We start from the raw sequence: 24,786 nt of genomic DNA on the forward strand, positions 1-24,786 counted from the left end.
AGCGGTTAGTTGAGGAGACATCAACCATCCTCCCGGGCGCCCGAGGACAGGTCGGCAACACCCTTGACACCCCTCAGGGCGGCTCATAGTCTCCACGCCACAGAATTAACGTTAGATTTCACATCGGGAAATTCGGTGCGACGGAAGGACGTGCTCGTGTCCGGTTCCCCAGCAACGGATGTACCCGCCCGCCGCCCCGCCGAAGGGACGGCGGCCGGCCGGCCGGATGCCCGGAAGCTGCGGCCGTACGCTCTGCGATGCGAGCACCGCACCACCCCGCTGGGGATCGACGAACCCGCTCCCCGGCTCTCCTGGCGGCTGGCCTCCGACCGCCGTGGCGACGACCCGGTGGCGTACCGGGTCCGTGTCGCCGAGCACGCCGAGGATCTGGACGGCGGCGGTCAAATCCTCTGGGACACCGGCCGGGTGGCGGATCCCGGCGCGACGGCCGTCGACTACGCGGGGCCGGCGCTCCCGGGCCGTACGCGCTTCCACTGGCGGGTCTCCGTATGGCCGGCCGGGTCGGACGTGCCCGCCGAGGCCACCTCGTGGTTCGAGACCGCGTTCACCCACGCGGGTGAGTGGCGGGCTTCGTGGATCACCCACGACCCGCGTCCGGTCGACGTCATGGACGCGCCCACCGAGGGCGAGTTCGCCCTCGACGACCACGGGCTCGCCCCGTGCCCCGTCCTGCGCCGGACCTTCACCGCATCGGCCGTCACCCGTGCCCGGCTCCATGTCAGCGCGCGCGGCCTGTACGAGGTCCGGCTCAACGGCGTACGGGTCGGCGACGCCGAACTCGCGCCCGGCTGGACCGACTACCACCACCGTGTCCAGTACCAGACGTACGACGTCACCGAGGCGCTGCGTGACGGCGAGAACGTCCTCGCGGCCACCGTCGCCGATGGCTGGTGGAGCGGATTCGTCGGCTTCGAACCACGCAGGGCCGGAGCCCACTACGGCTCGTCCCCCCAGTTCCTGGCCGAACTCCACCTGACCGGGGCGGACGGCCGGAGCACCGCGGTCCTCACCGACGGCACCTGGCGCACCGGCACGGGAGTCGTCCGCCACGCGGATCTGCTGATGGGCGAGTGTCATGACCTCCGGCACACCGCCGACGGCTGGGAACTCCCCGGCTTCGACGACTCCGGCTGGCCCCCGGCACTGATCACGGACACCGATCACCGCCTCCTCGTGGCATCCGTCGACGAGCCCGTACGGGCGATGACCGAGCTGCGCCCGTGCTCGGTCGAACGTGTCTCCCCCGGCACCCACGTCGTCGACTTCGGCCAGAACCTCGCCGGACGCGTACGGCTGAGCGTCCGTCGCCTCGCGGCCGGGGCACGGGTGGTGATCCGGCACGCCGAGGTGCTGGACGGGTCACGGCGGCTGTACACGGCCAATCTGCGCACCGCTGCCGCGACCGATGTGCTCGTCGGGGACGGCCGCGAGCACATCGTGTTCGAGCCGCGCTTCACGTATCACGGGTTCCGGTACGCGGAGATCAGCGGCGTCCCGGAGCTGACCGAGTCCGATGTCGTCGCCGTGGCGCTGCACAGCGACACGCCGTGGGCCGGGCAGTTCGACTGTTCGGACGCGGAGCTGAGGCGGCTCCACGACTGTGTGGCGTGGGGGCAGCGCTCGAACTTCGTGAGTGTGCCCACGGACTGTCCGCAGCGCGACGAGCGGCTCGGCTGGCTGGCCGACGCGCAGGTCTTCCTCCCCACGGCCGCGCTCAACGCCGATGTCGCCGCGTTCTTCACCAAGTGGCTGCGCGACGTCGATGACGCCCGCACCCCCGACGGCGGCTTCACCAATGTCGCCCCGCGCCTCGTGGGAGTCGCCGACGAGGGCGCGCCCGGCTGGGCGGACGCGGGGGTGATCGTCCCCTGGCATCTGTACCGCGTCTACGACGACCCCCGCTTCCTCGCCCGGTCGCTGGAGGGCATGTGCGCCTGGGTCGATCTGATCCACCGCCACAATCCCGATCTGGTCTGGCGCCATCGGGTGGGACCGCACTTCTCCGACTGGCTCGCGCCCGGCACCCCCACCCCCCGTGAGGTCGTGGCCACCGCGTACTTCGCGCAGAGTGCCCGTCTCACCGCACAGGCCGCCGAGGTCCTGGGGCAAAAGGACGTCGGGCAGCGCTACCACCGGCTGGCGGACGACATCCGTCGCACGTTCACCGAGCGCTTCGTCACCTCCGAGGGGGCCGCGGACGGCCTTTCCGTACGCGTCGCGGGCGACACCCAGACCGGGCATCTCGTCGCGCTCGCCTTCGAGCTGCTGCCCGCCGGGCTCGTCGGCGCCGCCGCCCGCCGTCTCGCCGAACTCATCGAGTCGGCCGGACCCGCCCTGCTGACCGGTTTCCTCGGGGTGGCGCTCGCCGCGCCCGTACTCGATGCCCACGGCCGGGCCGACCTCGCCCATGCGCTCCTGCTCCGCGACGAGGTGCCGTCGTGGCGGTTTCCGCTGCGGCACGGCGCCACCACGATCTGGGAACGCTGGGACGGGTGGACCCCCGGCACGGGGTTCCGGGCGCCGTCGATGAACTCCTTCAACCACTACGCGCTCGGCTCGGTCGGCGAGTGGCTCTACCGCGGTGTCGCCGGCCTGGACCAGGCGCCGGACTCCACGGGATACCGGCGGCTGCGGATCCGGCCGCGCCCCGGCGGCCTCCGCCACGCGAGCGCCCGCCACGAGTCGGTCCGCGGCACCGTCGCGGTGACCTGGGAGCGGCACGGCGGCCGGATCGCCCTGCGCGTCCTGGTGCCGCCCGGCGCCACCGCCGACGTGTACCTGCCCACCACGGACCCCGCCTCGGTCCGCGAATCGGGCGTGGTGCCGAGCGCCGACGACCGCCACATCACTCCGGTCTCGACCGCCGCCGACCACGTGCTCTACCGCGTGTCCTCGGGCGCCTACCGATTCACCGCCGCCCATCCCCCGGTGGACGGCCGTGCCGGGACGCCCGAGGCGGACCGGCCGCGGCCGTCGCCCACCCCGAGCCGACGCACATCAGGAGCGGCGGCGAAACCATCGTTCGTCCGTTCGTACGAGGAGGACACACCATGACGACGGGTTCTCGCTTCCGGCCGGACCGCAGCACGGTCGGCCGCCGGGGTTTTCTCCGGATCGGCGGCGGGGTCGCGGCGCTCGCCGCCCTTCCGCCCGTGCTGACGGCCTGCTCCGATTCCGGCGGTTCCGGCAAGCTGCGCGTCGTCGGCGTCGCCGACCAGCAGAAGCCGATGGAGGAGCTCGTCGCCCTCTACCGCAAGTCCCGGCCCGACGACGAGTTCGCCACCTCCTTCGCGCCCACGGACCAGGTGCAGACAGTGGTGCGCACCCAGCTCGCCGGTGGCAACGCCCCCGATGTGCATGTGCTCTATCCCGGCAGCGGCAGTGCCATGTCCATGGTCGAGCTGGCCAAGGCCGGGCTGCTCGCCGACCTCAGCGAGCAGTCCTGGACCAAGGAGGTCCCGGCGAACTTCCACCCGGCGTACCGGCACCAGGGCAAGACGTATCTGTATTCGGCGGGAAGCAGCGTCATCGGCGCCATCCACAACAAGAAGGCCTTCGCCGAGGCCGGGGTCGAGCCGCCGAAGACATGGAGTGAACTCCTCGAAGTCTGCGCGAAGTTGAAGGCCAAGGGCATCATCCCGATCGCGCTCGGCACACAGACGCCCTGGGTCACCCAGCTGATCACCTACGCGCTGGTCCCCAACGCCGTCTATGCGAAGAACCCCGGATTCGACGCCGAGATGGCCTCCGGAAAGGCTCACTTCCGCGGCTCCGGGTGGGCCGACGCGTTGGGCAAGTACCAGGAGCTGCAGCGCCGGGGCTTCTTCAACGAGAACCCCAACGGAACGACGTACGAGCAGCAGACCTCGATGGTCGCGAGCGGCAAGGCGGCGATGGCCGTCCAGGTCTCCGCCGTGCTCGCCAACTTCCGCCAGGCCGCCCGGAATCCGGAGGACCTGGGCATGTTCCCCTTCCCCGGCGGTGACGACGCCGCGAATCTGTGGATCCCGGCGGGCATCGTCGTCGGGCTCGGGGTCTCCGCACGGTCCAGGAAGTCGGCCGGGGCGAAGGCGTTCATCGAATTCCTCGGGAAGCAGGAGAACGTCGACCGCTGGGCGCAGTCCGTGGCCGCGATCCCGTTCAAGCGCGGCGCCTCGACGAAGACCGACCCGGTCCTCGACGGCTTCCTGCCCCTCATCGACGACAACCGGGCCGTTCCCTTCATGGACCAGAGCTGGCCCAACGCCGAGGTGCAGCCCGCCCATTTCGCCGCCGTGCAGAACCTCCTCGCGGGCAAGAAGGACGTGGACGGCGCCCTGAGGCAGATGGACGAGGCCTATGGGAAGAAGTCGTGACGAGCACCTCCGAGAAGACCGTCCCCGGCACGGCCGGCCGGTCCGGGGACGGTCCGCGGACCGGTCGCGAGCACCCGGTGCGGCGCCGCGACCACAACGTCCCACCGTGGCTCTTCGTCGTACCGGCGCTCGTCGTCTACGGCATCGTCGTGCTCTATCCGAGCCTCGCCGGGGTGATGTACGCCTTCACCGACTGGTCCGGCATCGGCGGCTTCTCCTTCACCGGTACGGAGAACTTCCGCACCCTGCTCGACGACGGCCGGGCCCTGGAGTCCGTCGGCAACACCCTGCTCCTCACCATCGCCGTGGTCGTCGTCCAGAACGGCATCGGCCTCCTGCTCGCGCTCGGTGTCCACACCAACATCAAGTCCCGCGCGGTGCTGCGGCTGATCTTCTTCGCACCGGCCGTGGTCAGCCCCGTCATGGTCGCGATCCTCTGGAAGTACGTCTACAACCCCGAGAACGGCGCCGGTCTCAACGGTCTCCTCGGCGCGGTCGGGCTCGGCGGACTGCGTCAGGACTGGCTCGGGAATCCCTCGCTCGCCCTGTGGTCCGTCGCGGCGATGGTCGTGTGGCAGTACGCCGGCTACTCGATGGTCGTCTTCCTCGCCGGGCTCCAGGGCGTGCCCGCCGAACTCCACGAGGCCGCGCGGATCGACGGGGCGGGCTCCTGGCAGCGCTTCCGCTATGTCACCTGGCCGCTCCTGGCCCCGGCGCTGACGATCAACCTGATGCTGTCGACCATCGGAGGTCTCAAACTCTTCGACCAGGTCTACGCGGCGACGAACGGCGGCCCCGGCACCTCCAGCGAGACGCTGTCGACCGTCCTGTACAAGGAAGCGTTCGTCTACGGGAAGTTCGGCTACAGCACCGCCGTGGCCCTGGTCCTCGCGCTGTTCGTCGCCGCGGTCTCCCTGGTCCAGCTCCGTTATCTGCGTGCGAGGGAGGTCACCGCGTGAGCATCGCAACGGTCCGCGGACCGGCGAGAACGGGACGTGGGCGCCGCAGGCCGCGGTACGGGCAGTACGCCCTGGAACTGGTCATGATCGCCGTCGCCGTCGTCTTCCTGTTCCCGGTGTACGCCCTGATCACCCTGGCGATGAAGGACCCCCGGCAGATCTCCGAATCGCCCCTCTCGCTGCCCTCGCCGCCCACCTTCGGCAACTTCGGCGACGCCTGGTCCTCCGCGTCGCTGGGGCCCGCCCTGCTCAACAGCACGGTCATCACCGTCGTCAGTCTGCTGCTGCTCATCGTCCTCGGTTCCACGGGGGCCTACTACCTCGCGCGGCGCGCCCGTGGCCTCGGCTACGGGCTGTACATCCTGTTCCTGCTGGGCATCGTGCTGCCGTTCCAGCTCGGCATGATCCCGCTCTACAAACTCGTCGACGACCTCGGCTGGCTCGGCACGTACCAGGGCATGGTGCTCTTCTACACCGGCATCCAACTGCCGTTCACCGTCTTCCTGTACACCGGTTTCATCCGTGCTCTGCCGCAGGACTACGCGCAGGCCGCGCTGATCGACGGCTGCAACCACCGGCAGGCGTTCGCCCGGATCGTGTTCCCGCTGCTGCGCCCCATCACCGGCACCGTGATCATCCTGAACGCGGTGTTCATCTGGAACGACTTCTTCACCCCGCTGCTGTATCTGGGCGGCTCCGACAAGGAGACCGTGCCGGTGGGCATCTTCGCGTTCGTCGGCCAGTACGTCTCGGACTACGGCCTCGTCTTCGCCGGGCTGGTGCTCGCGGCGCTGCCGATCCTGATCGTCTTCGTGGTCCTCCAGCGCTATGTGATCAAGGGCTTCGCGGGCGGCCTCAAGGGCTGAGGAGCTCTCATGACACACCCGGAGGACGGACCGCTCCTCCCGCCGGGCATCGCGGCGGTCCTCGCCACGCCCCCGCGCGCCTTCTCGCCCGTCGCCATCTGGTGGTGGAGCGGGGAGCGGCTCGACCGGGCCCGGCTGCGTGCGCAGCTGGAGCGCTTCGCACAGGGCGGGGTGCACAACCTCGTGCTGCTCAATCTGGCGCCGTCGGGGCCGCTGTTCGGCTCCGATGCCGACGACCCGCCGTTTCTCTCCGACGCGTGGTGGGCGCTGCTCGACGGGGTGTGCGACGACGCCGGTGAACTGGGGGTCGCCCTCTGGTTCTACGACCAGCTCGGCTTCTCCGGCGCCGATCTGCAGGCACGCCTCGTCGACGAGCGACCCGCCCGCGCCGGCCGTCGGCTCGACCGCGTGCAGGCCGTGGTGGAGTCCTCGGCGGACCGGGCCGGCGAACTGCGGTGCCCGCCGCACGGCCGGCCGCTCGCGGGCAGCGCCGAACCGCTCGACGACGACGGCCGGAGCACCGGTCCGGCGGACCCGGTGACGGTGGCCGACGGGGTCGTACGGGCGCCCGGCTCCGGCCGCTGGCGTCTGACACTCCATCACCATGTCGCGCTCGGCTTCGACTACCTCGGCACCGATGCCTGTGCGGCGCTGCTGGACCGGGTGCACGGGGAGTTCGAGCGCCGACTCGGTGACCGGCTCGGATCCGTCGTCGTCGGCTCGTTCCAGGACGAACTGCCGTCCCTGCCCACCTGGTCCACCGGCTTCGCCGACGCCTTTCGGCGCCTTCGCGGGTACGACATCGCCGAGCGGCTCGACGCCCTGTACGACGACTGCGCGGATCCGGACATCCACCGGCTCCGCCGCGACTACCACCTGACCCGGGCCGAACTGGCCGAGGAAGCGTTCTTCCGGCCGCTGGCCGCCTGGCACGGGCGCCACGGGCTGCTGATCGGCTGCGACCAGCAGGACCCCGCCCGCGCCGGGCATCCGGTCGCGGGCGTGGAGCTGTACGCCGACTACGCGCGAACGCACCGCTGGTTCTCGGCACCCGGCTCCGACCACCACGGGGACGCCCGCATCCACTCCTCGCTCGCCCACCTCTACGGCCGTCCCCGCACCTGGGTCGAGGCCTTCCACTCCACCGGCTGGGGCGGCACCCTGGAGGAGACCTTCGACTGGCTGCTCCCGTGGCTCCGCGCCGGCGCCACTCTCTACAACCCGCACGCCGTGTACTACACGACCAAGGGCGGCTGGTGGGAATGGGCTCCGCCCGCGACCGACTGGCGCCAGCCGTACTGGCGCCACCACCACGTCTTCGCCGACGCCGTGACCCGGCTGTGCGCGATCCTGAGCCTCGGTCACCATCTGTGCGACATCGCGATCCTGCTGCCCACCACCACCGCCCAGGCGGGCACCGCCCTGGACGGTGTCACCGACGCGGCGAGGCGCGCCCAGTCGGTGTATCTCGGACTCGTCGGGGACATGGCCTGGTTCCGCACCCGGCCCGGCGTCATGGACCGTCTGGGCCTCGACGCCGACGTCATCGACGACGCCTCCCTGGCCCGCGCCCGGGTCTCCCGGCTCGACGACGGCGTGCGGCTGCGGGTCACGGACGAGGCGTACGCCACGGTCGTGCTGCCCTCGTGCACCGTGCTCGAACGGGAGACGGCGCAGCGACTCGTCGAATTCGCCTCCGCCGGTGGGCGGTTGATCGCGCTGGGCGACCTCCCCGAGCAGCTCGTCGGCCCTGGCACGGCCACCGCGGCCGGGCTGCGGGAGTGCTTCGCGGACGGCCGGGCCGTGCACATCCCCATGACGGACGATCCGGCCGATTCGCTCGACGCCGCTCTCGGCGGTGCGCACCCGGTCGTCCGCGCACCGGTTCCCTCTCTCGCGCGTCGGGTGGACGGCGCCACGGTGGTGTTCCTGACCGCGGCCGCCCCGCGGGCGACCCGTGCGTCCGTCGCCGCCCCCGACGAGCGGGGCGCCGCCCTGGGCTGGGTCGACGCCCGCTACGACTTCGACCCGGGCCGCTACGCGCGACGGGCCCGGGTGCGGGTCCGGGATGTTTCGGGCCCGGCCGTTCTGGTGGACCCGTTCGGCGGTGCTCCGCGGACGCTGCCGGTACTGCCCGCCGCCGACGACGCGCGGGCCGTCGAGGTCGATGTCCCCTTCGACACGGGCCCCGCGGCCGTACTGGTCTTCCCGGACCGCGACCGGGAACCGGCCGCACCCGTGGCGCGCGGCTCCCGGCCGGGTGTCGCCACCGTCGTGGAGGTTCCTCCGGACGCGGAGTGGGACATGATGCTCGTCCCGACGCTCGACAACACCTGGGGCGATTTCGCCCGCCCCGCGACCGGGCCGCCCACCGGCACGGCCGTCACCGAGTGCCGGACCTTCCGGCGCCGGGTGGAGGCGGCCGGTGAGGACGGTCTCCGGGACGGCTGGGCCGCCCCCTCCGGCCCCGGTCGTCCGGCGTGCGCCACGGTCCACGCGACGTTCGGCCCGCGCGCGGTCGTGCTCCGCGAGGGGCCCGGCCGAGGCGGCCCCTCGGTGCTCGAATGGTCCGAGACCCTGGGCGTGTACAAGGACCCGGTTCATCGCGCGGTTCTGGGGCCGAAGGGGCATGTGCCCGAGGAGTTCGCACACCTCGGCCACGCGGTCGCCGGAGAGGTGGTGCGGCTGCGCGTGGCACTGCACCTGGACGAGGCCTTCGACGGACATCTCGCGATCGGGGCCGCGGCGGCCAAGCGGGCCCGGATCGACGGCGCTTCGGTGGCTCTCCACGACGAGGGCCATCTCGCGATGGGCCCGGTGCGGGCGAAGGCTGGACTCCACCTGCTCGAACTGGAACTGACACCCAATCAGCACTGCGACCTGCGGGCGCATTTCGCGCTCGTTCGTGATCCCGAACGCTACCGGCGCCCGGAGTGGATCCACGCGCCCGGGACGATGGGCACCACACTGCACCTCTCCGCGCTCCCCGACCGGGCCGTCGTCCAGGTGGCCTCCCTGGCGCCTTGCGCGCTACGGGTGAACGGGCAACTCATTGGCAAACAGGGTGGATTCGACCCGTACGCCGAGCACGCGGTGCCGCGTGTCCGACGGCACGACGTGGCTGCAGCGCTGCGTGTCGGCGACAACGACATCACGGTCGAGACGTCCGGCGACGGCGAGCGCGCGGTCCTGGTGGACGCGGTTCTCCACGACGGGCACGGTGAGTGCGTCGCGACGCTGCACAGCGATTCCCGCTGGTGGGCCGAGGGGGCGCGGGGGCGCGGGCCGGTCCGGGTGCGTCGGGAGCCGGTGGGTGATCCCGCCGCCCTGTGTCTGCGCCGCCGCCCTCATCCGCTCCCGGGTGCCGCGTGGCTGGACCCCGAGGCCGATGACGGCACGGTGGTTCCGGTGCGGTTCGCGGTCCCGGGGCGCCGAGGCGGCGTGGAGTGGCTGTGGTGCGAACTCCCGCCCGGAACCACACGGTTGACGGCTTCTGTGCACGGCGACGTCACCGTCCGCGTGGACGGCTCCGAATACCGCGGCGTGACCGCCGTCGACGCCCGGGGGGTGCGTACCGTGACGGTCGAACTGCCGCCCGGTGATCGCGGCGGGCCGCGGGCCGCCGCGCTGCGGGTCCGGACCCGCCCCGGGTACGAGGGTGGTGCCGCGCTGGCGGGTCCGGTGCGGTGCACGGTCGGCCCCGGGCGGATCCGGCTCGGTGACTGGGAGGACCAGGGCCTCGCCGAGTACAGCGGCGGGGTGCGGTACGGCCGTGAGGTGACCGTGCCCGCCGAGGCCGTCGCGGGACAGGTGTGGCTGGACCTCGGGCGGGTCCGGGGAACGGCGGAGGTACGGGTCGGCGGCGTCGCCGCGGGGGTGCGGGTGTGCTCCCCGTACGTCTTCGACCTGACGGGTCTGGTCGTGCCCGGGGCCAATGCCGTGGAGATCACCGTGTTCGGGACACTGGCGCCCCACCTGGACGCGGCGAGCCCGACCCGCTTCGTCTTTCCCGGGCAGCGTGTCAGCGGCCTGCTGGGTCCCGTACGGCTGCGGACCGGGCGGGTGTGACGGGGCGGGGCGGGGCACGGCAGGCCGGGGAAACCGGCGCCCCGTCCCTGCCCCGCGCGTCAGGAACGCGCGAAGAGTTCACCGTTCCGCGCCAAGATCCCGCAAGCGCCCGTCACCGGCGGCCGGACCCGGGCTCACGCTGAGCGGACCCGATCGAAGGACCGCGCCTCACATGTCCGTTCTGACCTCAGCCCCCGGTACGGCGCCGAGCGCCCAGGAACCCCCCGATGCCGGGGCACGCCACAAACTCACCTCCCTCACCGGCCTCGCCGCGCTCTCCCTCGACGCGATGGCCTCGGTGGCGTACGGACCCGAGGCGATCGTCCTGGTCCTGGCAGCGGCCGGCGGCCACGGACTCGGTTTCACACTCCCCGTCACACTGGCGATCGCGGTCCTCCTGGCCGTCCTCGTGGCCTCGTACCGCCAGGTCATCGCCGCCTTCCCGGACGGCGGGGGCAGCTACGCGGTCGCCCGGACACATCTCGGCCGCCGCACCGGCCTGGTCGCGGCCGCCTCACTGGTCCTGGACTACGTCCTCAATGTCGCGGTCGCCGTCACCGCCGGAGTGGCCGCGCTGACCTCGGCCTTCCCCGGTCTCCACGACGACCGCGTATGGCTCTGCCTCGCCGTGCTGGCCCTGATCACCGGTGTGAATCTGCGCGGGATCGCCGACTCGGCGCGTGCGTTCGTCGTGCCGACCGCGGTGTTCATCGGCTCGGTCCTCGCGGTGATCGTGGTCGGTCTCTTCCGCTCGGCCCCGGTGAGCGCCGAGGCCGCGGCCGGTCATGCCTCCGCGCTCTCCGACCAGGCCACCGCGGTCGGTGCGCTGCTCCTGCTCAAGGCCTTCGCCTCGGGCTGCTCGGCGCTCACCGGTGTCGAGGCCATCGCCAACGCCGTGCCGTCGTTCCGCGCCCCCGGCGTCCGCCGGGCCCAGCGCGCGGAGGTCGCGCTCGGTGTGCTGCTCGGTGTCATGCTGATCGGTCTGTCCGTGCTCATCTCCCGGTTCGGCTTGCAGCCGGTGCAGGGCGTCACGGTGCTGGCCCAGCTCACCGAGGCGTCGTTCGGCCACCATCTCGCCTTCTACGTCGTGCAGTTCGCCACGATGGTGCTGCTGGCGCTCTCCGCCAACACGTCCTTCGGCGGGCTTCCGGTGCTGCTCGGACTGCTGGCCAGGGACAACTTCCTGCCGCATGTGTTCGGTCTGAAGGCCGACCGGCAGGTGCACCGCCACGGGGTCCTCGCCCTCTCGGCCGTCTCTGCCGCGCTGCTGGTGCTCTCCGGCGGCGACACCAACACCCTCGTCCCGCTCTTCGCGATCGGTGTGTTCGTCGGCTTCACCCTCGCCCAGACCGGGATGGTCGTCCACTGGCGCGGCGTCCGCGGGCCGAAGTGGGCGGGCAAGGCGCTGCTCAACGGCCTGGGCGCGCTGCTGACCGGGGTCGGTGCGGTCGTCGTCACGGCCACCAAGTTCCATGACGGCGCCTGGCTGATCGTGGTCGCCCTGCCCTTGCTGGTCGCCTGCTTCGAGTGCGTGAACCGGGCGTACGGCAGGATCGGGGAACGGCTGGGCGTCGGCCGCATCCCGGATCCTCCGCACCGCGCCCGCTCACTGGTCGTGGTTCCGGTCTCCTCCCTCACCCGGCTCACCAGCGAAGCCCTGACCGCCGCGGTGTCGCTGGGCGACGAGGTCCGGGCGGTCACGGTGTGCCACCCCGATACCGAGGACCGGTCGCGGGCCGAATCCCTGGCACGGGACTGGGAGTTGTGGAACCCGGGCGTCCCACTGGTCCGGCTGGACTCGGACCGTCGCACGGTCGGCCGGCCGGTCGCCGCGTACGTACGCGCACTGACGGCGGCGGATCCGGGAGTCCGGATCACCGTCCTCGTCCCCGAGGCCGAACCGGCCCATGTGTGGCAGCGGCTGCTGCAGAACCAGCGGGGCGCGGTCGTCGCCCACGCCGTACGCCACGAGACGGAGGCAGTGGTCTGCCGGCTGCGGTTCCGGTTGCTGGATACCCGGCCCTCCTGATGTCACGGCGGCGCCCACGCGCCGTGGCTCCTCCCGCCCCCTACTCGTCCCCTGTCAGCATCGGCAGCAGCAGCGCCGCGGACCAGCTGAAGTTGGGCGAGTTGAGCGGTGCCCCGGTGGTCGGGTCGTAGTTCTCCATGATCGGTCCGTTGCCCGCTAGGCCCGACGCATGGGTCAGGAGCCGGTCCGTCAACGCGTCCGCGTCCTTGCCGTAGCCGTAGCGGCGCAGGCCACCGAGGGCGAAGTATGCCTGGTCGAACCAGACCGGGCCGCGCCAGTACGCGGTCGGCGAGAAGTAGGGGGAACTCTTCGCCACGGTCGGGAAGGGCACGGTCGTGGCGAACTCCGCCGGGTCCGTCAGCTTGTCGCGCACCGCGCGGGCCTGTGCGGCGGATGCCGTGCCGGTCCACAGCGGGACGGCGCCCTCTATGCCGCGGCCGCGGGCCGTGAGCGGTGCGCCGGTGCCGAGCGCGGTGTCGTGGAACCAGCCGTCCGCGGAGTCGTACATCGTCGTGCGGACGGCGGTGGAGGTGGCGGTGGAGCGCTGCTTCCAGTGCCTGGCGTCGACGCCCCTGCCGAGCGCACCGGCGATGCGCGCCAAGTAGGCCTGATCGGCGGCCAGATAGGAGTTGAGGTCGACGGACTCCTGGTCGATGGAGTAGCCGAGGAGCGTTCCGTCGGCGGCCCTGTTGGCGACGATGCCGGTGCCGAGGGTGGCGTCGAAGCGGGGCGCGTTGTCCATGCCGCTCTCCCAGGCCGCGGCGAGGCGTCGTTCCTCGGTGGAGTTGTTGGCCGGGTCGACGGTGGCGCCGTACTCGGCGAGACCGTTGTGGTCGTGGTCCCGGTTGCGGTGCCACCACGCCTGGTAGGCGGCGAGCTTCGGGTACATCTCGCGCAGGAAGGCCTTGTCCCCGGACTTCGCGTACACCTCCCACACCGCCCAGGCGGCCAGTGGGGGCTTGGAGTTGCGTTCGTTCCAGTTGCCGCCGCCGCGTGCGGGGTCGTTGTAGAAGATGACGTCGGGGATCATCCCGGCGTCCTGGGGGCGGGTCGTGGAGTCGGCCCGGATCTGCCAGTCGAACATGGCGCGGATCTGCGACTCGGCCAGCTCGGGCGCGAAGCGTGCGGTGCCGACGGCCTGCTTCCAGGTGTCCCAGGCCCAGATGCCGCCGGTGAACCACTTGTAGGAGATCGACGGTGTGATCCCGTCGTGCTTGATCCGCCCCGCCGCACTGCGCCAGTTGGTGACGAGGGTCTCCAGGGACTTCACGGCCGTGCGCCGCCGGTCGGCGGGAACGCCCCGGGTCACCCCGGCGACATAGCCCCGCCAGCGCGCGTCGGACGCGGACACGACCGATGCGGGGCGGGCCAGTACGTCGCGGACCTTCGCCTGCTCCTTCGTGCGCTCGGCGGCGGTGAAGGTGTAGGACTCGGTCCAGTCGAAGCTGTGCGCGCGGCCCGGCGCGAGGGTCACCGGTTCCACGGCCTCGGTGCGGTAGGTGTCGCCGTCCACCGTCGTGCGGACGCGGTCCTTGTGGGTGACCTCGAAGCGTTCCGTGCCGTCGGTGAGGTAGTCCCAGGTCTCGCGGACCTTCGCGAAGCCGACGCCGACGCCGGAGCCGGTGGCGGTCAGCGACGGTGCGTCGCGCATCGGTTCGTCGGCGGGCCGCAACAGGCTGCCCGTCCAGTCGGCGCCCAGGATGCGGGGTGCCGGGCCGGTGTTGCGGACCTCGGCCCGGACCAGGGCGGTGCGGTCGGTGGCGAAGCGGAGTTCGAGGGTGAGGCGCAGGCCGCGGCCGAGGTCGTAGGACTGGAGGAGCCGGCCCGGGAGCGAGGTGAGGCGGGGTGCGCCGCCGCCTGCCAGGTCCAGGGCGCGGCCGTGTTCGGTGAGGCGGATGCGGCTGAAGGACTTGCTGAGCCACCAGGGGTATTCCTGGGCGATGTAGAGGGGCCCGGAGAAGCCGCCGTAGGCGTCCTTGTCGCCGGCCTTCGGCAGGGCGTACGCGTGCCAGGCCCCGCGGTCGGCGAAGACGTTGACGGGGTTGTTGTCCTCGTCGTCGCCCGGCTGGGCGGCGGCGGGGGTGCCGTGCAGGTCGAGGACGTCGGCGTACGAGGGCGGGGGCTCCGGGTGTCCGTGGGCGGTGGCCGTCTGCGGTACGGCGAGGGCGCCGCCGGCCAGGAGCAGTGCGGTCAGGACGCTCAGGGGACGGCGTCCGGTCATGGGTCGGTCTCTCCAACGGGTCATTTCCCGGTCTCTCCCAGGGGGTCGGTGTCGATGCGCAGGACGGCGGCGTCGAGCGGGCCGAGGTCGATGTGGTCGCGGACGGCGACTCCGGTGAGCAGGTCGGTGCCACCGGCGGCGTAGCGGCCGGTCAGTGGCGTCCGCGTGTCGTGGTCGTTGTGGTTGAGGACGAAGAGGTACGTGCCCCGGGCGCCGGAGCGCACGGTCGCCTCGACACCCTCGGGGACGTCGAGCACGGAACGTACGCCCGCCGCCCGCAGCGCCTCGTCGAGCACGGCCGCGATGCCGTCGCCGAGGTGGGCGCTCGCATACCACGCGGTGCCGGTGCCGTAGCGGTGGCGGGTGACGGCGGGGCGGCCGGTCAGCTCGCCGGCCGCGTACGAGTCGACGACCTCCGTGTCCGGGCCCCCGGGCTCGATCCACTCGCTCCACAGGGTGGCCTCTGCGCCGGAGGCGAGGGGCACCGCCGCACCGTCGGGGATCGGCCAGAACTCGTCGACGGACACGCCGAGTACGTCCCTCAGCGGTCCGGGTGCGCCGCCGTCGTGGATGTGGTCGTGGCCGTCGACGACGCCGGAGAAGGGGCCGCACACGAGGTGGCCGCCACCGTGTACGTAGGCCGCGACGCGTGCGGCGTTCTCGGGCCGCAGCAGGTGGAGGTTGGGGGCGAGGACCGCGCAGTAGCCGTCGAGGCCGGCGTGCGGGGGCACGAAGTCGACGGTGACGGCGCGGGCGTGGAGCGCCGCGTACCAGGGGTGCAGGAGCTCGCGCCAGCGCATCCGGGCGGAGGGGTGGTCCTCGGCCTCCAGCGCCCACCAGGAGTCCCAGTCGAGGACGATCGCCACGTCCGCCGGGGTGGTGGCGCCGGTGACCTCGCCGAGCCGGGCGAGTTCGGCGCCGAAGCGAACCGTCTCGCGCCAGCCCCGGGACGCGGTGCCGCGGTGCGGGAGCAGCGCGCTGTGGTACTTCTCCGCGCCGGCGCGGGAGGCGCGCCACTGGAAGTACATGATGCCGTCGGCGCCGCGGGCCAGCGCCTGGAGGGACCAGAGGCGTTGCAGGCCGGGCTTCTTGGGGACGTTGACCGGCCGCCAGCTGACGGCGGACGGCGCCTGTTCGAGGAGCAGCCAGGGCCGGCCGCCCTTGAGGGAACGCATCAGGTCGTAGTTCAGGGAGGCGTTGACGTGGGCGCGGGGGTCGGCGGGGTCCGGGTAGGCGTCGTCGGAGACCAGGTCCTCGTGCTCGGCCCACTTCCAGTAGTCGAGTGCCTTGAACATCGACATGAAGTTGGTGGTGGCCGGGATGCCGGGGCTGAGTTCTCTGAGTGCCTCGCGCTCGGCGCGGTGGCATTCGAGGAGTGCGTCGGAGCAGAAGCGCCGCCAGTCCAGGAGTTGCGTCGGGTTGACGGGTCCCGGAGCGGTGCGCGGCGGTTCGATCTCTTCGTACGTGCCGTAGCGCTGGGACCAGAAGGCCGTGCCCCAGGCGTGGTTGAGGCCGTCGACGGTGCCGTAACGGTCGGTGAGCCAGGTGCGGAAGTGGTCGGCGGAGCGGGCGCAGAAGCACTCGGTGACATGGTCGCCGTACTCGTTGTGGATGTGCCACAGGGCGAGGGCCGGATGGTGTGCGTAGCGTTCGGCGAGGGTGCGGGTGAGCCGGAGCGCGGCGGCGCGGTACTCGGGCGAGGACGGGCAGTAGTGCTGGCGCGAGCCGAATTCGAGGCGTACGCCGTCGGCCGTGACCGGCAGGATCTCCGGGTGTGCACGCACCAGCCAGGCCGGCGGTGACGCGGTCGCGGTGGCCAGGTCGACGGCGATGCCGTGGGCGTGCAGCAGATCGAGGAGCCGGTCGAACCAGGCGAAGTCCCAGGTGTCCGGACCGGGTTGGAACCGGGCCCAGGAGAAGACGCCGACGGTCACCATCGTGACACCGGCCTCGCGCATCAGCTCGGCGTCCTCGGCCCAGACCTCCTCGGGCCACTGCTCGGGGTTGTAGTCACCGCCGTAGAGGACGCCGGGGACACGGGTCAGGCGGCTCATCCCTTCACCGCCCCGCCGAGGAGTCCGGCGACGAACTGCCGCTGGAAGAGCAGGAAGAGGAGCATCAGCGGAAGCGTGGCGAGGAGCGAGCCGAGCATCAGGCCCGAGTAGTCGACATGCGAGAGCCCCGTGAGGGTGTTGAGCGCGACGGGCACGGTGTATTTGTCCTCGGAGTTCAGCATGAGCAGCGGCCAGATGAAGCTGTTCCACTGCGCCATGAACGTGAAGATGACCAGGGCGCCGAGCTGTGGGCGCACACACGGCAGCACGACCTGGTAGAAGGTGCGCAGCTCGCCGGAGCCGTCGATCCGGGCCGATTCGAGGAGCTCGTCGGGGAAGTCGACGAAGCTCTGCCGCATCAGGAGGATGCCGAAGGAGTTCGCCAGGAACGGCAGGATCACCGCCTGGTAGGAGTCGATCCAGCCGACGCTCGCCATCATCTGGAACAGCGGTACGAGCAGCACCTGGAACGGGATCATCATCGTGGCGAGCACGGCGCCGAGCAGCAGGCCCCGGCCGCGGAAGCGGTACTTGGCGAGTCCGTAGCCGCACATGGCGGAGATCAGCGAGCTGAGCGCGGTGTGGACGACGGCGATGCCGACACTGTTGAGGAGGACCTTCCCGAAGCCGATGGTGTCCTGGAGCCGCACGAGGTTGTCGAGCAGCCGGCCGCCGGGCAGGAACGGCGGCGGGGAGTGGAACAGCTCCGACGTGGAGTGCGTCGCGGCAATCGCCATCCAGAGGAACGGCACCAGGCTGACGACGGCGCCGCCCACGAGGAACAGGCGTACGAGGTAGCGGCCGGCTCGCTGGGCCGGGTGGACGCGTACGGGGGCCTGCTGGAGGGCGGTCACCGGCGGCGCTCCCTTCCGAAGGCGACGTACTGGAGGGCGGAGACCGCGGCGATGATGGCCACGACGACCCAGGCGATGGCGGCGGCGTAGCCGAAGTCGAGTTGCTGGAAGCCGACTTTGTAGAGGTAGACGACCGGGGTGAGGGTGGCGTCGTCGGGGCCGCCGCGGGTGAGGACGTAGTTCTCGTCGAAGAGCTGGAGCGTCCCGATGGTGGAGGTGATCACGCAGAACAGGACGACCGGGCGCAGCTGGGGAAGGATCACCCGGGCGTACGTGGAGAAGGTGGTGGCGCCGTCGATGGCGGCGGCCTCGTACTGTTCCTTGCCGATGGACTGGAGTCCGGCGAGCAGGATGACGGCGTTGTAGCCGGTCCAGCGCCAGGTCAGGGACGCGATCAGCGAGACGCGGGCCCAGGTGGGGCTGTTGAGCCAGTCGACCTGGCCGATGCCGACAGCGCCGAGTATCTGGTTGACGAGACCGCCGTCGGTCTTGAGGAGGACCTGGAAGACGACGGCGTACGCGACGAGTGTGGTGACGGCGGGCAGGAAGTAGACCGCTCGCCAGGTGCCGCGGAAGCGCAGCCAGGACTGGTTGAGCAGGACCGCGAGGACGAGGGCCAGGCCGATCATCACGGGGACCTGCACGACGAGGATGATCCCGGTGTTGAGCAGGGACTCCAGGAATGCGGGGTCGTCGATCATGCGCCGGTACTGGTCGAGTCCGACCCAGTGGGTGGCACCGGCGTCCTCGGTGGTGAAGCTCTGCAGGAGGCTCGCGCCCAGCGGATAGGCGAAGAAGAGCGCGAAGAGGGCGGCCGCGGGTCCGGCGAAGAGCCAGGCGGTGGGGCGCCGCCGCCTGCGGCGTGCCGGGGCCGGGGCACGGGCCGGGGCGACCGGCCGCTCGTAGGTGGTGTGGACGGCCATCGGGCTACTTCACCCTTTCGCGGCCGGTGGCCGCTGCGAGCTGCCGCGCGGCCGAGTCCAGGGCGGCGCGCGGGTCCTTGCCGCGCAGCATCACGCCGGTGACGGCGGAGACCATGATGTCGGTGGCCTTCGCGTCGTCCTTGTTGTTCTCGACCGGCGGGATGTTGCGGGCGAGCCGGGCGAACACGTCGAGGGCCGCCTGTCCGCCGAAGTACTCCTGCTTCGTGCTCAGGTACGGGTCGTCGAGCGCGGGCAGATAGGCGGGGAAGAGGCCCTCGCGCTTGAGCATGGAGACCTGGTTCGCTTTGCCGGCGAGCAGGAACTCGATGAACGCCCAGGCCAGTCGGGGGTTCTTGCTCTGTGCGGGAACGCAGAGCGTGGAGCCGCCGATGTTCGAGGTGCGGATGCCGTCGGCGGTGAATCCGGGCAGCGGCACCACTTTGAACTTCCCTTTCAGCTCCGGCATCTCGTCGGTGAGCGTGCCCGTCCACCAGGCGGCCGTGGGCGTGGTGGTGGCCTTGCCCTCCTTGGTGCCGGTGACGAGCCCGTCCCAGCCCTTCTCGTAGTCGACGAGCCCCTTGTCGTGCAGGGTCTTCATCAGCGTGAGGGCCTTCACGGCCTCCGGGGTGTCGACCGCGACCCGGCCGTTCCTGAAGTAGGACTGGCCCTGCTGCTGGAGCAGCATCGGCAGGATCCCGGCGTCGGTGGAGTCCATGATGAGCAGCTTGCGGCCGGTGGCCTTCTTGATGCGGACACCCGCTGCTACGTAGTCGTCCCAGGTCAGCAGCGAGTTGGGGTCCACTCCGGCGGCGCGGAAGTGGTCCGTGCGGTAGTAGAGCGCGCAGGGGCCGATGTCCCAGGGCAGGGCGAGGACCGCGCTGTCCTTGCCGGTGACGGTGCGCCACGCGGCGCGGTCGAAGTCGCCTCCGTAGCGGCCGCCGAGGCTCGTCAGGTCGTAGAAGCCGCTCGGGAAGTTGCCCATGTAACGCGGCATGTGGCTGCCCTCGACCGTGAGGACGTCGGCGAGGCCCGAGCCGCCGCGCAGGCCCACGGTGATCTTGTCGTAGGCGTTGTCGTAGCCGATGTCGACGACGTCGACGGTGGTGCCGGGGTGGCGCTCCTCGAAGGTGCGGGCGAGGCGCTTCATGGCCTTGGCGGCCACGTCCCACGACCAGACGGTGACCTTTCCGGTGACCTTGCCCCCTCCGTCGTCCTTCCTGCCGCCGATGTCGCGGGCCTCGCCGCCGCCCGCGCCGCCCATGGCGCATCCACTGACCAGGGACGATGCCGCGGTCGCGAAGCCTGTTGCCAGAACAACCCGTCGGGTGGGTCCTGTTGACACTCTTGCCTCCTGGAGCCTGAATGCCTAATGCTGTATTCAGAACACTGAATGACGGAGCCTGCCGTCAAGAGGTGTACACCCAAAGACTTTTGCTGCTGTGGTCCACGACCGACCCACTGGTCGGCTCACGCGAAAGGCGCGGCATGACGTCACCCCAGGACTCCGTCCACCCTTACACCCATCCCTACATCCCGAACGCCGTTCCGGCCGTACGGCAGGCGATGCTGGAGGAGATCGGCGCCACGGGCGTCGAGGACTTCTACGCCGACATCCCGGACGGCATCCGGCTGCACCGCCCCCTGGATCTGCCGGCCCCGCTCCGTTCGGAGGCCGAACTCACCCGCCACATGGAGGAGTTGCTCGGCCGCAACACCTCGACGCGGCAGGCACTCAGCTTCCTCGGCTCCGGCTGCTACCAGCACCACGTACCGGCGGTCGTGGACGAGGTGGTCAACCGCAGCGAGTTCCTCACGGCCTACGCGGGCGAGCCCTACGAGGACCACGGCCGCTTCCAGGCGCTGTGGGAGTACCAGTCGATGATGGCCGAGCTGCTCGACGTCGAGATCGTCAACGTCCCGGTGTACGACGGCTTCCAGGCCTCGGGAACCGCCCTGCGCATGGCCGGCCGGATCACCGGCCGCCGCCGCGTGCTCGTCGCCACCGCGGTCGACGCCGACAAGCTCTCCCGCATCCGTGACTACGTACGCCCCGACCACGAGGTGACGGTCGTCCCGGTCGATCCGGAGACCGGCTGCGCCGACCTCGAAGCGGTGCGTGAGGCGCTCGCCGCCGGCGACACCGCGGCGGTGTACGCGGACACGCCCTCCGCGCTCGGCATCGTCGACGAGGCGCTCCCCCGCCTCGCGGAACTCGCCCATGATGCGGGGGCGTTGTACGTCGTGGGCTGCAATCCGCTCACGCTCGGCGTGCTCGCGCCGCCCTCCGCGTACGGGGCCGACATCGCGTGCGGCGACATCCAGCCGCTCGGCCTGCACCAGAGCTTCGGCGGCGGCAACGCGGGCTTCATCGCCACCCGCGACGAGGAGCGGCTGGTCGCCGAGTACCCGTCACGCCTGTTCGGCCTCGTGCCGACGACCGTCGAGGGCGAGTACGGCTTCGGCGACGTCGCCTACGAACGGACCTCGTTCGCGCTGCGCGAGGAGGGCAAGGAATGGGTCGGCACGGCCGCCGCGCTGCACGGCATCGGGGCCGGGGTGTATCTCGCGCTGATGGGGCCGCAGGGCATGCGGGAGATCGGCGACACGATCCTCTCGCTCACCGCGTACGCCCGCAGGCGCCTGGCCGAGGTGCCCGGCATCGAGGTCCCGTACGGCGACGCCCTGCACTTCGCCGACTTCACGGTCCGCTACACGGGTGGCAGGACCGCCGCCGAGATCCGCACCGGCCTGAAGGAGCGGGGCATCTTCGGCGGCGTACCGACCGGCGAGCACGAGGCCGCGTACTGCGTCACCGAAGTCCACACCAAGGCCGACATCGACCGGCTCGCCGCGACCCTTGAGGAGATCGTCAAGTGACCGCCCACGCGCCCGTGTCCGTCTCCCCCGAGGAAGCGCGCATCGCCGGCAAGCCGCGCCTGCGCCGGTTCCGGCAGGCCTCCTGGGACGAGCAGCTGATCTTCGAGCTCGGTTCCCCGGGCGAGCGCGGCGTCCTCGTGCCGGCCGCGGACCCGTCCATCGAGCAGGTGGCGATACCCGCAGCCCTGCGCCGCGCCGAACCGCCCGCCCTGCCGGAGATGTCCCAACAGCAGGTCCTGCGCCACTACTTGCGCCTCTCGCAGGAGAACCTGGGGGCCGATCTCAACATCGACGTCGGCCAGGGCACCTGCACCATGAAGTACAGCCCCAAGGTCAACGACCAGTTCGTCCGCGATCCGCGGATCGCGGCGCTGCACCCCCTCCAGGACGAGGACACGGTCCAGGGCGTCCTCGGGATCATCCACAGCCTGGAGCAGCTCCTGAAGGAGATCTCCGGCATGGACCGGGTCTCGCTCCAGCCGGGTGCGGGCTCCGCCGCGATCTACACCAACGTGGCGATGATCCGCGCCTACTTCGCCGCGCGAGGCGAGCGGGAGCAGCGCGACGAGGTCATCACGACGATCTTCTCCCACCCGTCCAACGCGGCCTGTGCGAAGACGGCGGGCTTCAAGGTCATCACCCTCCACCCGGACGCGGACGGCTACCCGGACATCGAGGCACTCAGGGCGGCGGTCGGCCCGCGCACGGCGGCGCTCCTCATCACCAACCCCGAGGACACGGGCATCTACAACCCGCGCATCGAGGAGTTCGTACGGATCGTGCACGAGGCGGGCGGCCTGTGCTCGTACGACCAGGCCAACGCGAACGGCATCCTCGGCATCACCCGCGCCCGGGACGCGGGCTTCGACCTGTGCCACTTCAATCTCCACAAGACGTTCTCGACTCCCCACGCGTGCGGCGGACCGGCGGCGGGCGCCTGCGCGGTCACCGATGAGCTCGCCCCGTATCTACCCCGCCCCACCGTCGAGCTGGACCCGGAGACCGGCGCCTACCGGCTGGACGACGACCGGCCCGAGTCGGTCGGCAAGATGCGGCCGTTCTACGGCGTCGTGCCGAACCTCGTCCGCGCCTACGCGTGGATCATGTCGCTCGGCGCCGAGGGCCTGCGGGCCGCCGCCGAGACGGCCGTCCTCAACAACAACTACCTCCTCCACAAGGTCCGGCAGATCCCGGGCGTCTCCGTCCCGTACGCCGCGGGGCGCCCACGCGTCGAGCAGGTCCGCTACAGCTGGGAGAAGCTCCACGAGGACACCGGCCTGCACTCCGAGGACATCGGCCTGCGCGCCGCGGACTTCGGTACGCACTACTGGACCAGCCACCACCCCTATGTGGTGCCGGAACCCATGACGCTGGAGCCGACCGAGTCCTACACACGCGCCGACCTCGACGAGTACGCGGCGATCCTCGCGGAGATCGCCCGCGAGGCGTACGAGGACCCGGAGACCGTACGCACGGCGCCGCACCGTTCGACCATCCACCGGGTACGCCCTCAGGCCCTGGACGACCCCGCGACATGGGCGGTCTCCTGGCGCGCCTACCGCCGCAAGGTGCTGGGCGAGGCGGGCCGCCGGTGACCAGGATCGGCCTGGTGGTCAACCCGGTCGCCGGGCTCGGCGGCCGGGTGGGCCTGGGCGGCACCGACGGCCCGGACCGGGCCCGCGCGGCACTCTCGCTCGGCGCACACCCCCTGGCGGGGGCGCGTGCCGCCGCGGCCCTGGGCGAACTGGCGGCGCGTGCGGGCAAGTCGACCCGGGCCGGGTGCCCTGCGCCGGGTTCCGGGCTTCTGGTCGTCACCGCCGCCGGTCCTCTGGGCGCCGACTCCGTCGCCGCCGCGGGGCTTGCGGGGCGGGTCGTGTACGCCGCCGGGGCCGGGCGGGACACCTCGGCCGCGGACACGGCCGCCGCGGTGCGGGCCGTCGTCGCCGAGGGCGTCGACCTCCTGCTCTTCGCCGGCGGCGACGGCACGGCGCGGGACGTGCTCGGCGCCCTCGGCGACGTACCCTGCCCGGTCCTCGGCGTACCGACCGGCGTGAAGATGCACTCGGCCGTCTTCGCCGTCAGCCCGCGCGCCACGGGTGAGGTCGCGGCGGCGTGGCTCGCCCGCACGGGAAACGTCCGGCTGCGGGACGCCGAGGTGATGGACCGCGACGAGGACGCCCTGGGCGAAGGGCGCGTCACCTCCCGGCTCTTCGGGTGGCTGCCCGTCCCCGACGTACCGGTCCGGGTGCAGCAGCGCAAGACCGGCAGCACCGCCACCGCACCGGATGCCGTCGGCGGGATCGCGGCCGAGGTCGCCGAGCGCGTCGGGGCCGGACTGCTCGCCCTCGGCCCCGGCAGCACCACCCGGGCGGTGGCGGCCTCGCTCGGCGCGGACGTCTCGCTCACCGGAGTCGACGTGCTCGCCCTGCGGCCGGGCCACCCGCCCCGGACCGTGGCACGCGAGGCCGGCGAGGACGCCCTCCTCGCGCTCGGCCCCGCCTGGATCGCCCTCTCCCCCATCGGCGGTCAGGGCTTCCTCCTGGGCCGCGGCAACCAGCAGATCTCGCCGCGCGTCCTGCGCGCGGCGGGCGGCCGCGAGCACCTGCTCGTGCTGTGCACCGAAGCGAAACTGGCCGCGCTCGGCGGCCGCCCCCTCCTCCTCGACACCGGCGACGACGCGCTCGACGCGGAGCTGTCCGGCCATCTTCCCGTCATCACCGGCAGGCGGCGCACCTCGCTGTACCGCCTGGCCATGTGACCCCGCACCCCCCGACATCCCGAACCCAGGACAGAAGGAGCCCAGGATGATCTCCCTCGACGGCAAGCGCGCGATCGTGACCGGCGGCGGAGCCGGCATCGGCCGCGCCACCGCCCAGGTACTCGCCGAGCTCGGCGCCCGCGTGGTGATCGCCGACATCGACACGGACGGCGGCGAACGCACCGCGAAGGACACCGGCGGGACCTTCGTGCGCTGCGACGTGTCACGGCGCGAGGACTGCGAGGCCGTCGTGGACACGGCGCAGGAGCGGTTCGGCGGCGTGGACGTCCTGTTCAACAACGCCGGCATCATCCGCCGCTCCACGGTCTGCGAGGTCACCGAGGACGACTGGGACCTGGTGATGGCCGTGAACATCCGCTCGGTGATGCTGATGAGCCGCCTCGTGATCCCCGGGATGGCTGCCCGGGGCGGCGGCTCCATCGTCAACACCGGCTCCGGGTGGGGCATCCGCGGCGGTGGCCGGGCCGTCTCGTACTGCGCGTCGAAGGGCGCCGTCGTCAACATGACCCGCGCCATGGCCATCGACCACGGCCCCGACAACATCCGCGTCAACTGTGTCTGTCCCGGTGACACGGCGACCGGAATGCTCGCCGAGGAGGCCCGCCAGCTCGGCGAGAGCTCCGACGCCTTCTACGCCGACGCCGCCGACCGGCCCCTCGGCCGGATCGGGCAGCCCCGCGACATCGCCCAGACCGTGGCGTTCCTCGCCTCCGACGCCTCGGCGTTCCTGAGCGGAGCGGTCATCCCGGTCGACGGCGCCGGTACCGCGTGACTTTCCGG

15 protein-coding genes are annotated in these 24,786 nt (G+C 71.7%); 10 read left to right on the forward strand and 5 right to left on the reverse strand.

Features of this window, described 5'->3' with window-relative positions:
- The first annotated feature begins 156 nt into the window (after nucleotides 1-156).
- The 6 genes from ACFVX4_RS20290 to ACFVX4_RS20315 all read left to right on the forward strand — a co-directional run bounded on the left by ACFVX4_RS20290 (nucleotide 157) and on the right by ACFVX4_RS20315 (nucleotide 12,298).
- Nucleotides 157-3,075, forward strand: coding sequence for a family 78 glycoside hydrolase catalytic domain (locus tag ACFVX4_RS20290; RefSeq protein WP_389979007.1), 2,919 nt, complete (start codon nucleotides 157-159; stop codon nucleotides 3,073-3,075).
- Nucleotides 3,072-4,376, forward strand: coding sequence for an extracellular solute-binding protein (locus tag ACFVX4_RS20295; protein WP_389979010.1), 1,305 nt, complete (start codon nucleotides 3,072-3,074; stop codon nucleotides 4,374-4,376). Before ACFVX4_RS20290 ends, ACFVX4_RS20295 begins: the two co-directional genes overlap by 4 nt.
- Nucleotides 4,373-5,335 (forward strand): carbohydrate ABC transporter permease, encoded by a 963-nt coding sequence (locus ACFVX4_RS20300; protein WP_389979013.1) that lies wholly within the window; start codon nucleotides 4,373-4,375, stop codon nucleotides 5,333-5,335. Before ACFVX4_RS20295 ends, ACFVX4_RS20300 begins: the two co-directional genes overlap by 4 nt.
- A complete protein-coding gene (locus ACFVX4_RS20305; protein WP_389979016.1) occupies nucleotides 5,332-6,201 on the forward strand; it encodes a carbohydrate ABC transporter permease in 870 nt (289 codons plus the stop codon). Before ACFVX4_RS20300 ends, ACFVX4_RS20305 begins: the two co-directional genes overlap by 4 nt.
- A 9-nt stretch (nucleotides 6,202-6,210) precedes the next feature.
- Nucleotides 6,211-10,269, forward strand: coding sequence for a hypothetical protein (locus tag ACFVX4_RS20310; protein WP_389979019.1), 4,059 nt, complete (start codon nucleotides 6,211-6,213; stop codon nucleotides 10,267-10,269).
- 172 nt (nucleotides 10,270-10,441) lie between these two features.
- Nucleotides 10,442-12,298: an APC family permease gene (locus tag ACFVX4_RS20315; protein ID WP_389979022.1), complete on the forward strand. Its 1,857-nt coding sequence runs from the start codon at nucleotides 10,442-10,444 to the stop codon at nucleotides 12,296-12,298.
- 40 nt (nucleotides 12,299-12,338) lie between these two features.
- Here ACFVX4_RS20315 and ACFVX4_RS20320 read toward each other — a convergent pair whose 3' ends face one another.
- From ACFVX4_RS20320 to ACFVX4_RS20340, 5 genes are read right to left on the reverse strand one after another with little or no spacing between them, the layout of a single operon-like run.
- The gene (locus ACFVX4_RS20320) at nucleotides 12,339-14,519 is read right to left on the reverse strand and encodes a trehalase family glycosidase (protein ID WP_389979025.1); all 2,181 of its coding nucleotides are present in this window, start codon (nucleotides 14,517-14,519) and stop codon (nucleotides 12,339-12,341) included.
- Nucleotides 14,520-14,539: 20 nt separating this feature from the next.
- Complete coding sequence (locus ACFVX4_RS20325) at nucleotides 14,540-16,573, reverse strand: beta-galactosidase (protein WP_389979028.1); 2,034 nt, start codon at nucleotides 16,571-16,573, stop codon at nucleotides 14,540-14,542.
- Nucleotides 16,570-17,427 (reverse strand): carbohydrate ABC transporter permease, encoded by an 858-nt coding sequence (locus tag ACFVX4_RS20330; RefSeq protein WP_389979031.1) that lies wholly within the window; start codon nucleotides 17,425-17,427, stop codon nucleotides 16,570-16,572. The genes ACFVX4_RS20325 and ACFVX4_RS20330 overlap by 4 nt, the downstream gene beginning before the upstream one ends.
- Nucleotides 17,424-18,350, reverse strand: coding sequence for a carbohydrate ABC transporter permease (locus tag ACFVX4_RS20335; RefSeq protein WP_389979034.1), 927 nt, complete (start codon nucleotides 18,348-18,350; stop codon nucleotides 17,424-17,426). Before ACFVX4_RS20335 ends, ACFVX4_RS20330 begins: the two co-directional genes overlap by 4 nt.
- A 4-nt stretch (nucleotides 18,351-18,354) precedes the next feature.
- Nucleotides 18,355-19,611, reverse strand: coding sequence for an ABC transporter substrate-binding protein (locus tag ACFVX4_RS20340; RefSeq protein ID WP_389979037.1), 1,257 nt, complete (start codon nucleotides 19,609-19,611; stop codon nucleotides 18,355-18,357).
- A 224-nt stretch (nucleotides 19,612-19,835) separates the two neighbouring features.
- Between ACFVX4_RS20340 and gcvPA the strand changes: the two genes are divergently transcribed.
- The 4 genes from gcvPA to ACFVX4_RS20360 are packed head-to-tail and all read left to right on the forward strand — an operon-like array spanning nucleotide 19,836 to nucleotide 24,778.
- Nucleotides 19,836-21,227 (forward strand): aminomethyl-transferring glycine dehydrogenase subunit GcvPA, encoded by a 1,392-nt coding sequence (gene gcvPA / locus ACFVX4_RS20345; protein WP_389979040.1) that lies wholly within the window; start codon nucleotides 19,836-19,838, stop codon nucleotides 21,225-21,227.
- Complete coding sequence (gene gcvPB / locus ACFVX4_RS20350; protein ID WP_389979043.1) at nucleotides 21,224-22,822, forward strand: aminomethyl-transferring glycine dehydrogenase subunit GcvPB; 1,599 nt, start codon at nucleotides 21,224-21,226, stop codon at nucleotides 22,820-22,822. The genes gcvPA and gcvPB overlap by 4 nt, the downstream gene beginning before the upstream one ends.
- Entirely contained in the window at nucleotides 22,819-23,985 is a 1,167-nt protein-coding gene (locus ACFVX4_RS20355) for an ATP-NAD kinase family protein (protein ID WP_389979046.1), read from the forward strand. Before gcvPB ends, ACFVX4_RS20355 begins: the two co-directional genes overlap by 4 nt.
- Nucleotides 23,986-24,031: 46 nt before the next feature.
- Nucleotides 24,032-24,778 (forward strand): SDR family NAD(P)-dependent oxidoreductase, encoded by a 747-nt coding sequence (locus tag ACFVX4_RS20360; RefSeq protein WP_389979049.1) that lies wholly within the window; start codon nucleotides 24,032-24,034, stop codon nucleotides 24,776-24,778.
- Nucleotides 24,779-24,786 lie beyond the last annotated feature (8 nt).

Origin of the sequence: Streptomyces sp. NPDC058240 (genome assembly GCF_042882135.1) — a bacterium.
Classification (GTDB): Bacteria; Actinomycetota; Actinomycetes; order Streptomycetales; family Streptomycetaceae; genus Streptomyces.

Bases quoted from the DNA above. Each gene is read 5' to 3' on its own strand.
- ACFVX4_RS20295 (WP_389979010.1), top strand. From the start codon at position 3,072: ATGACGACGGGTTCTCGCTTCCGGCCGGACCGCAGCACGGTCGGCCGC.
- ACFVX4_RS20310 (WP_389979019.1), top strand. From the start codon at position 6,211: ATGACACACCCGGAGGACGGACCGCTCCTCCCGCCGGGCATCGCGGCG.
- ACFVX4_RS20315 (WP_389979022.1), top strand. From the start codon at position 10,442: ATGTCCGTTCTGACCTCAGCCCCCGGTACGGCGCCGAGCGCCCAGGAA.
- ACFVX4_RS20320 (WP_389979025.1), bottom strand. From the start codon at position 14,519: ATGACCGGACGCCGTCCCCTGAGCGTCCTGACCGCACTGCTCCTGGCC.
- ACFVX4_RS20325 (WP_389979028.1), bottom strand. From the start codon at position 16,573: ATGAGCCGCCTGACCCGTGTCCCCGGCGTCCTCTACGGCGGTGACTAC.
- ACFVX4_RS20335 (WP_389979034.1), bottom strand. From the start codon at position 18,350: ATGGCCGTCCACACCACCTACGAGCGGCCGGTCGCCCCGGCCCGTGCC.
- ACFVX4_RS20340 (WP_389979037.1), bottom strand. From the start codon at position 19,611: ATGGGCGGCGCGGGCGGCGGCGAGGCCCGCGACATCGGCGGCAGGAAG.
- gcvPA (WP_389979040.1), top strand. From the start codon at position 19,836: ATGACGTCACCCCAGGACTCCGTCCACCCTTACACCCATCCCTACATC.
- ACFVX4_RS20360 (WP_389979049.1), top strand. From the start codon at position 24,032: ATGATCTCCCTCGACGGCAAGCGCGCGATCGTGACCGGCGGCGGAGCC.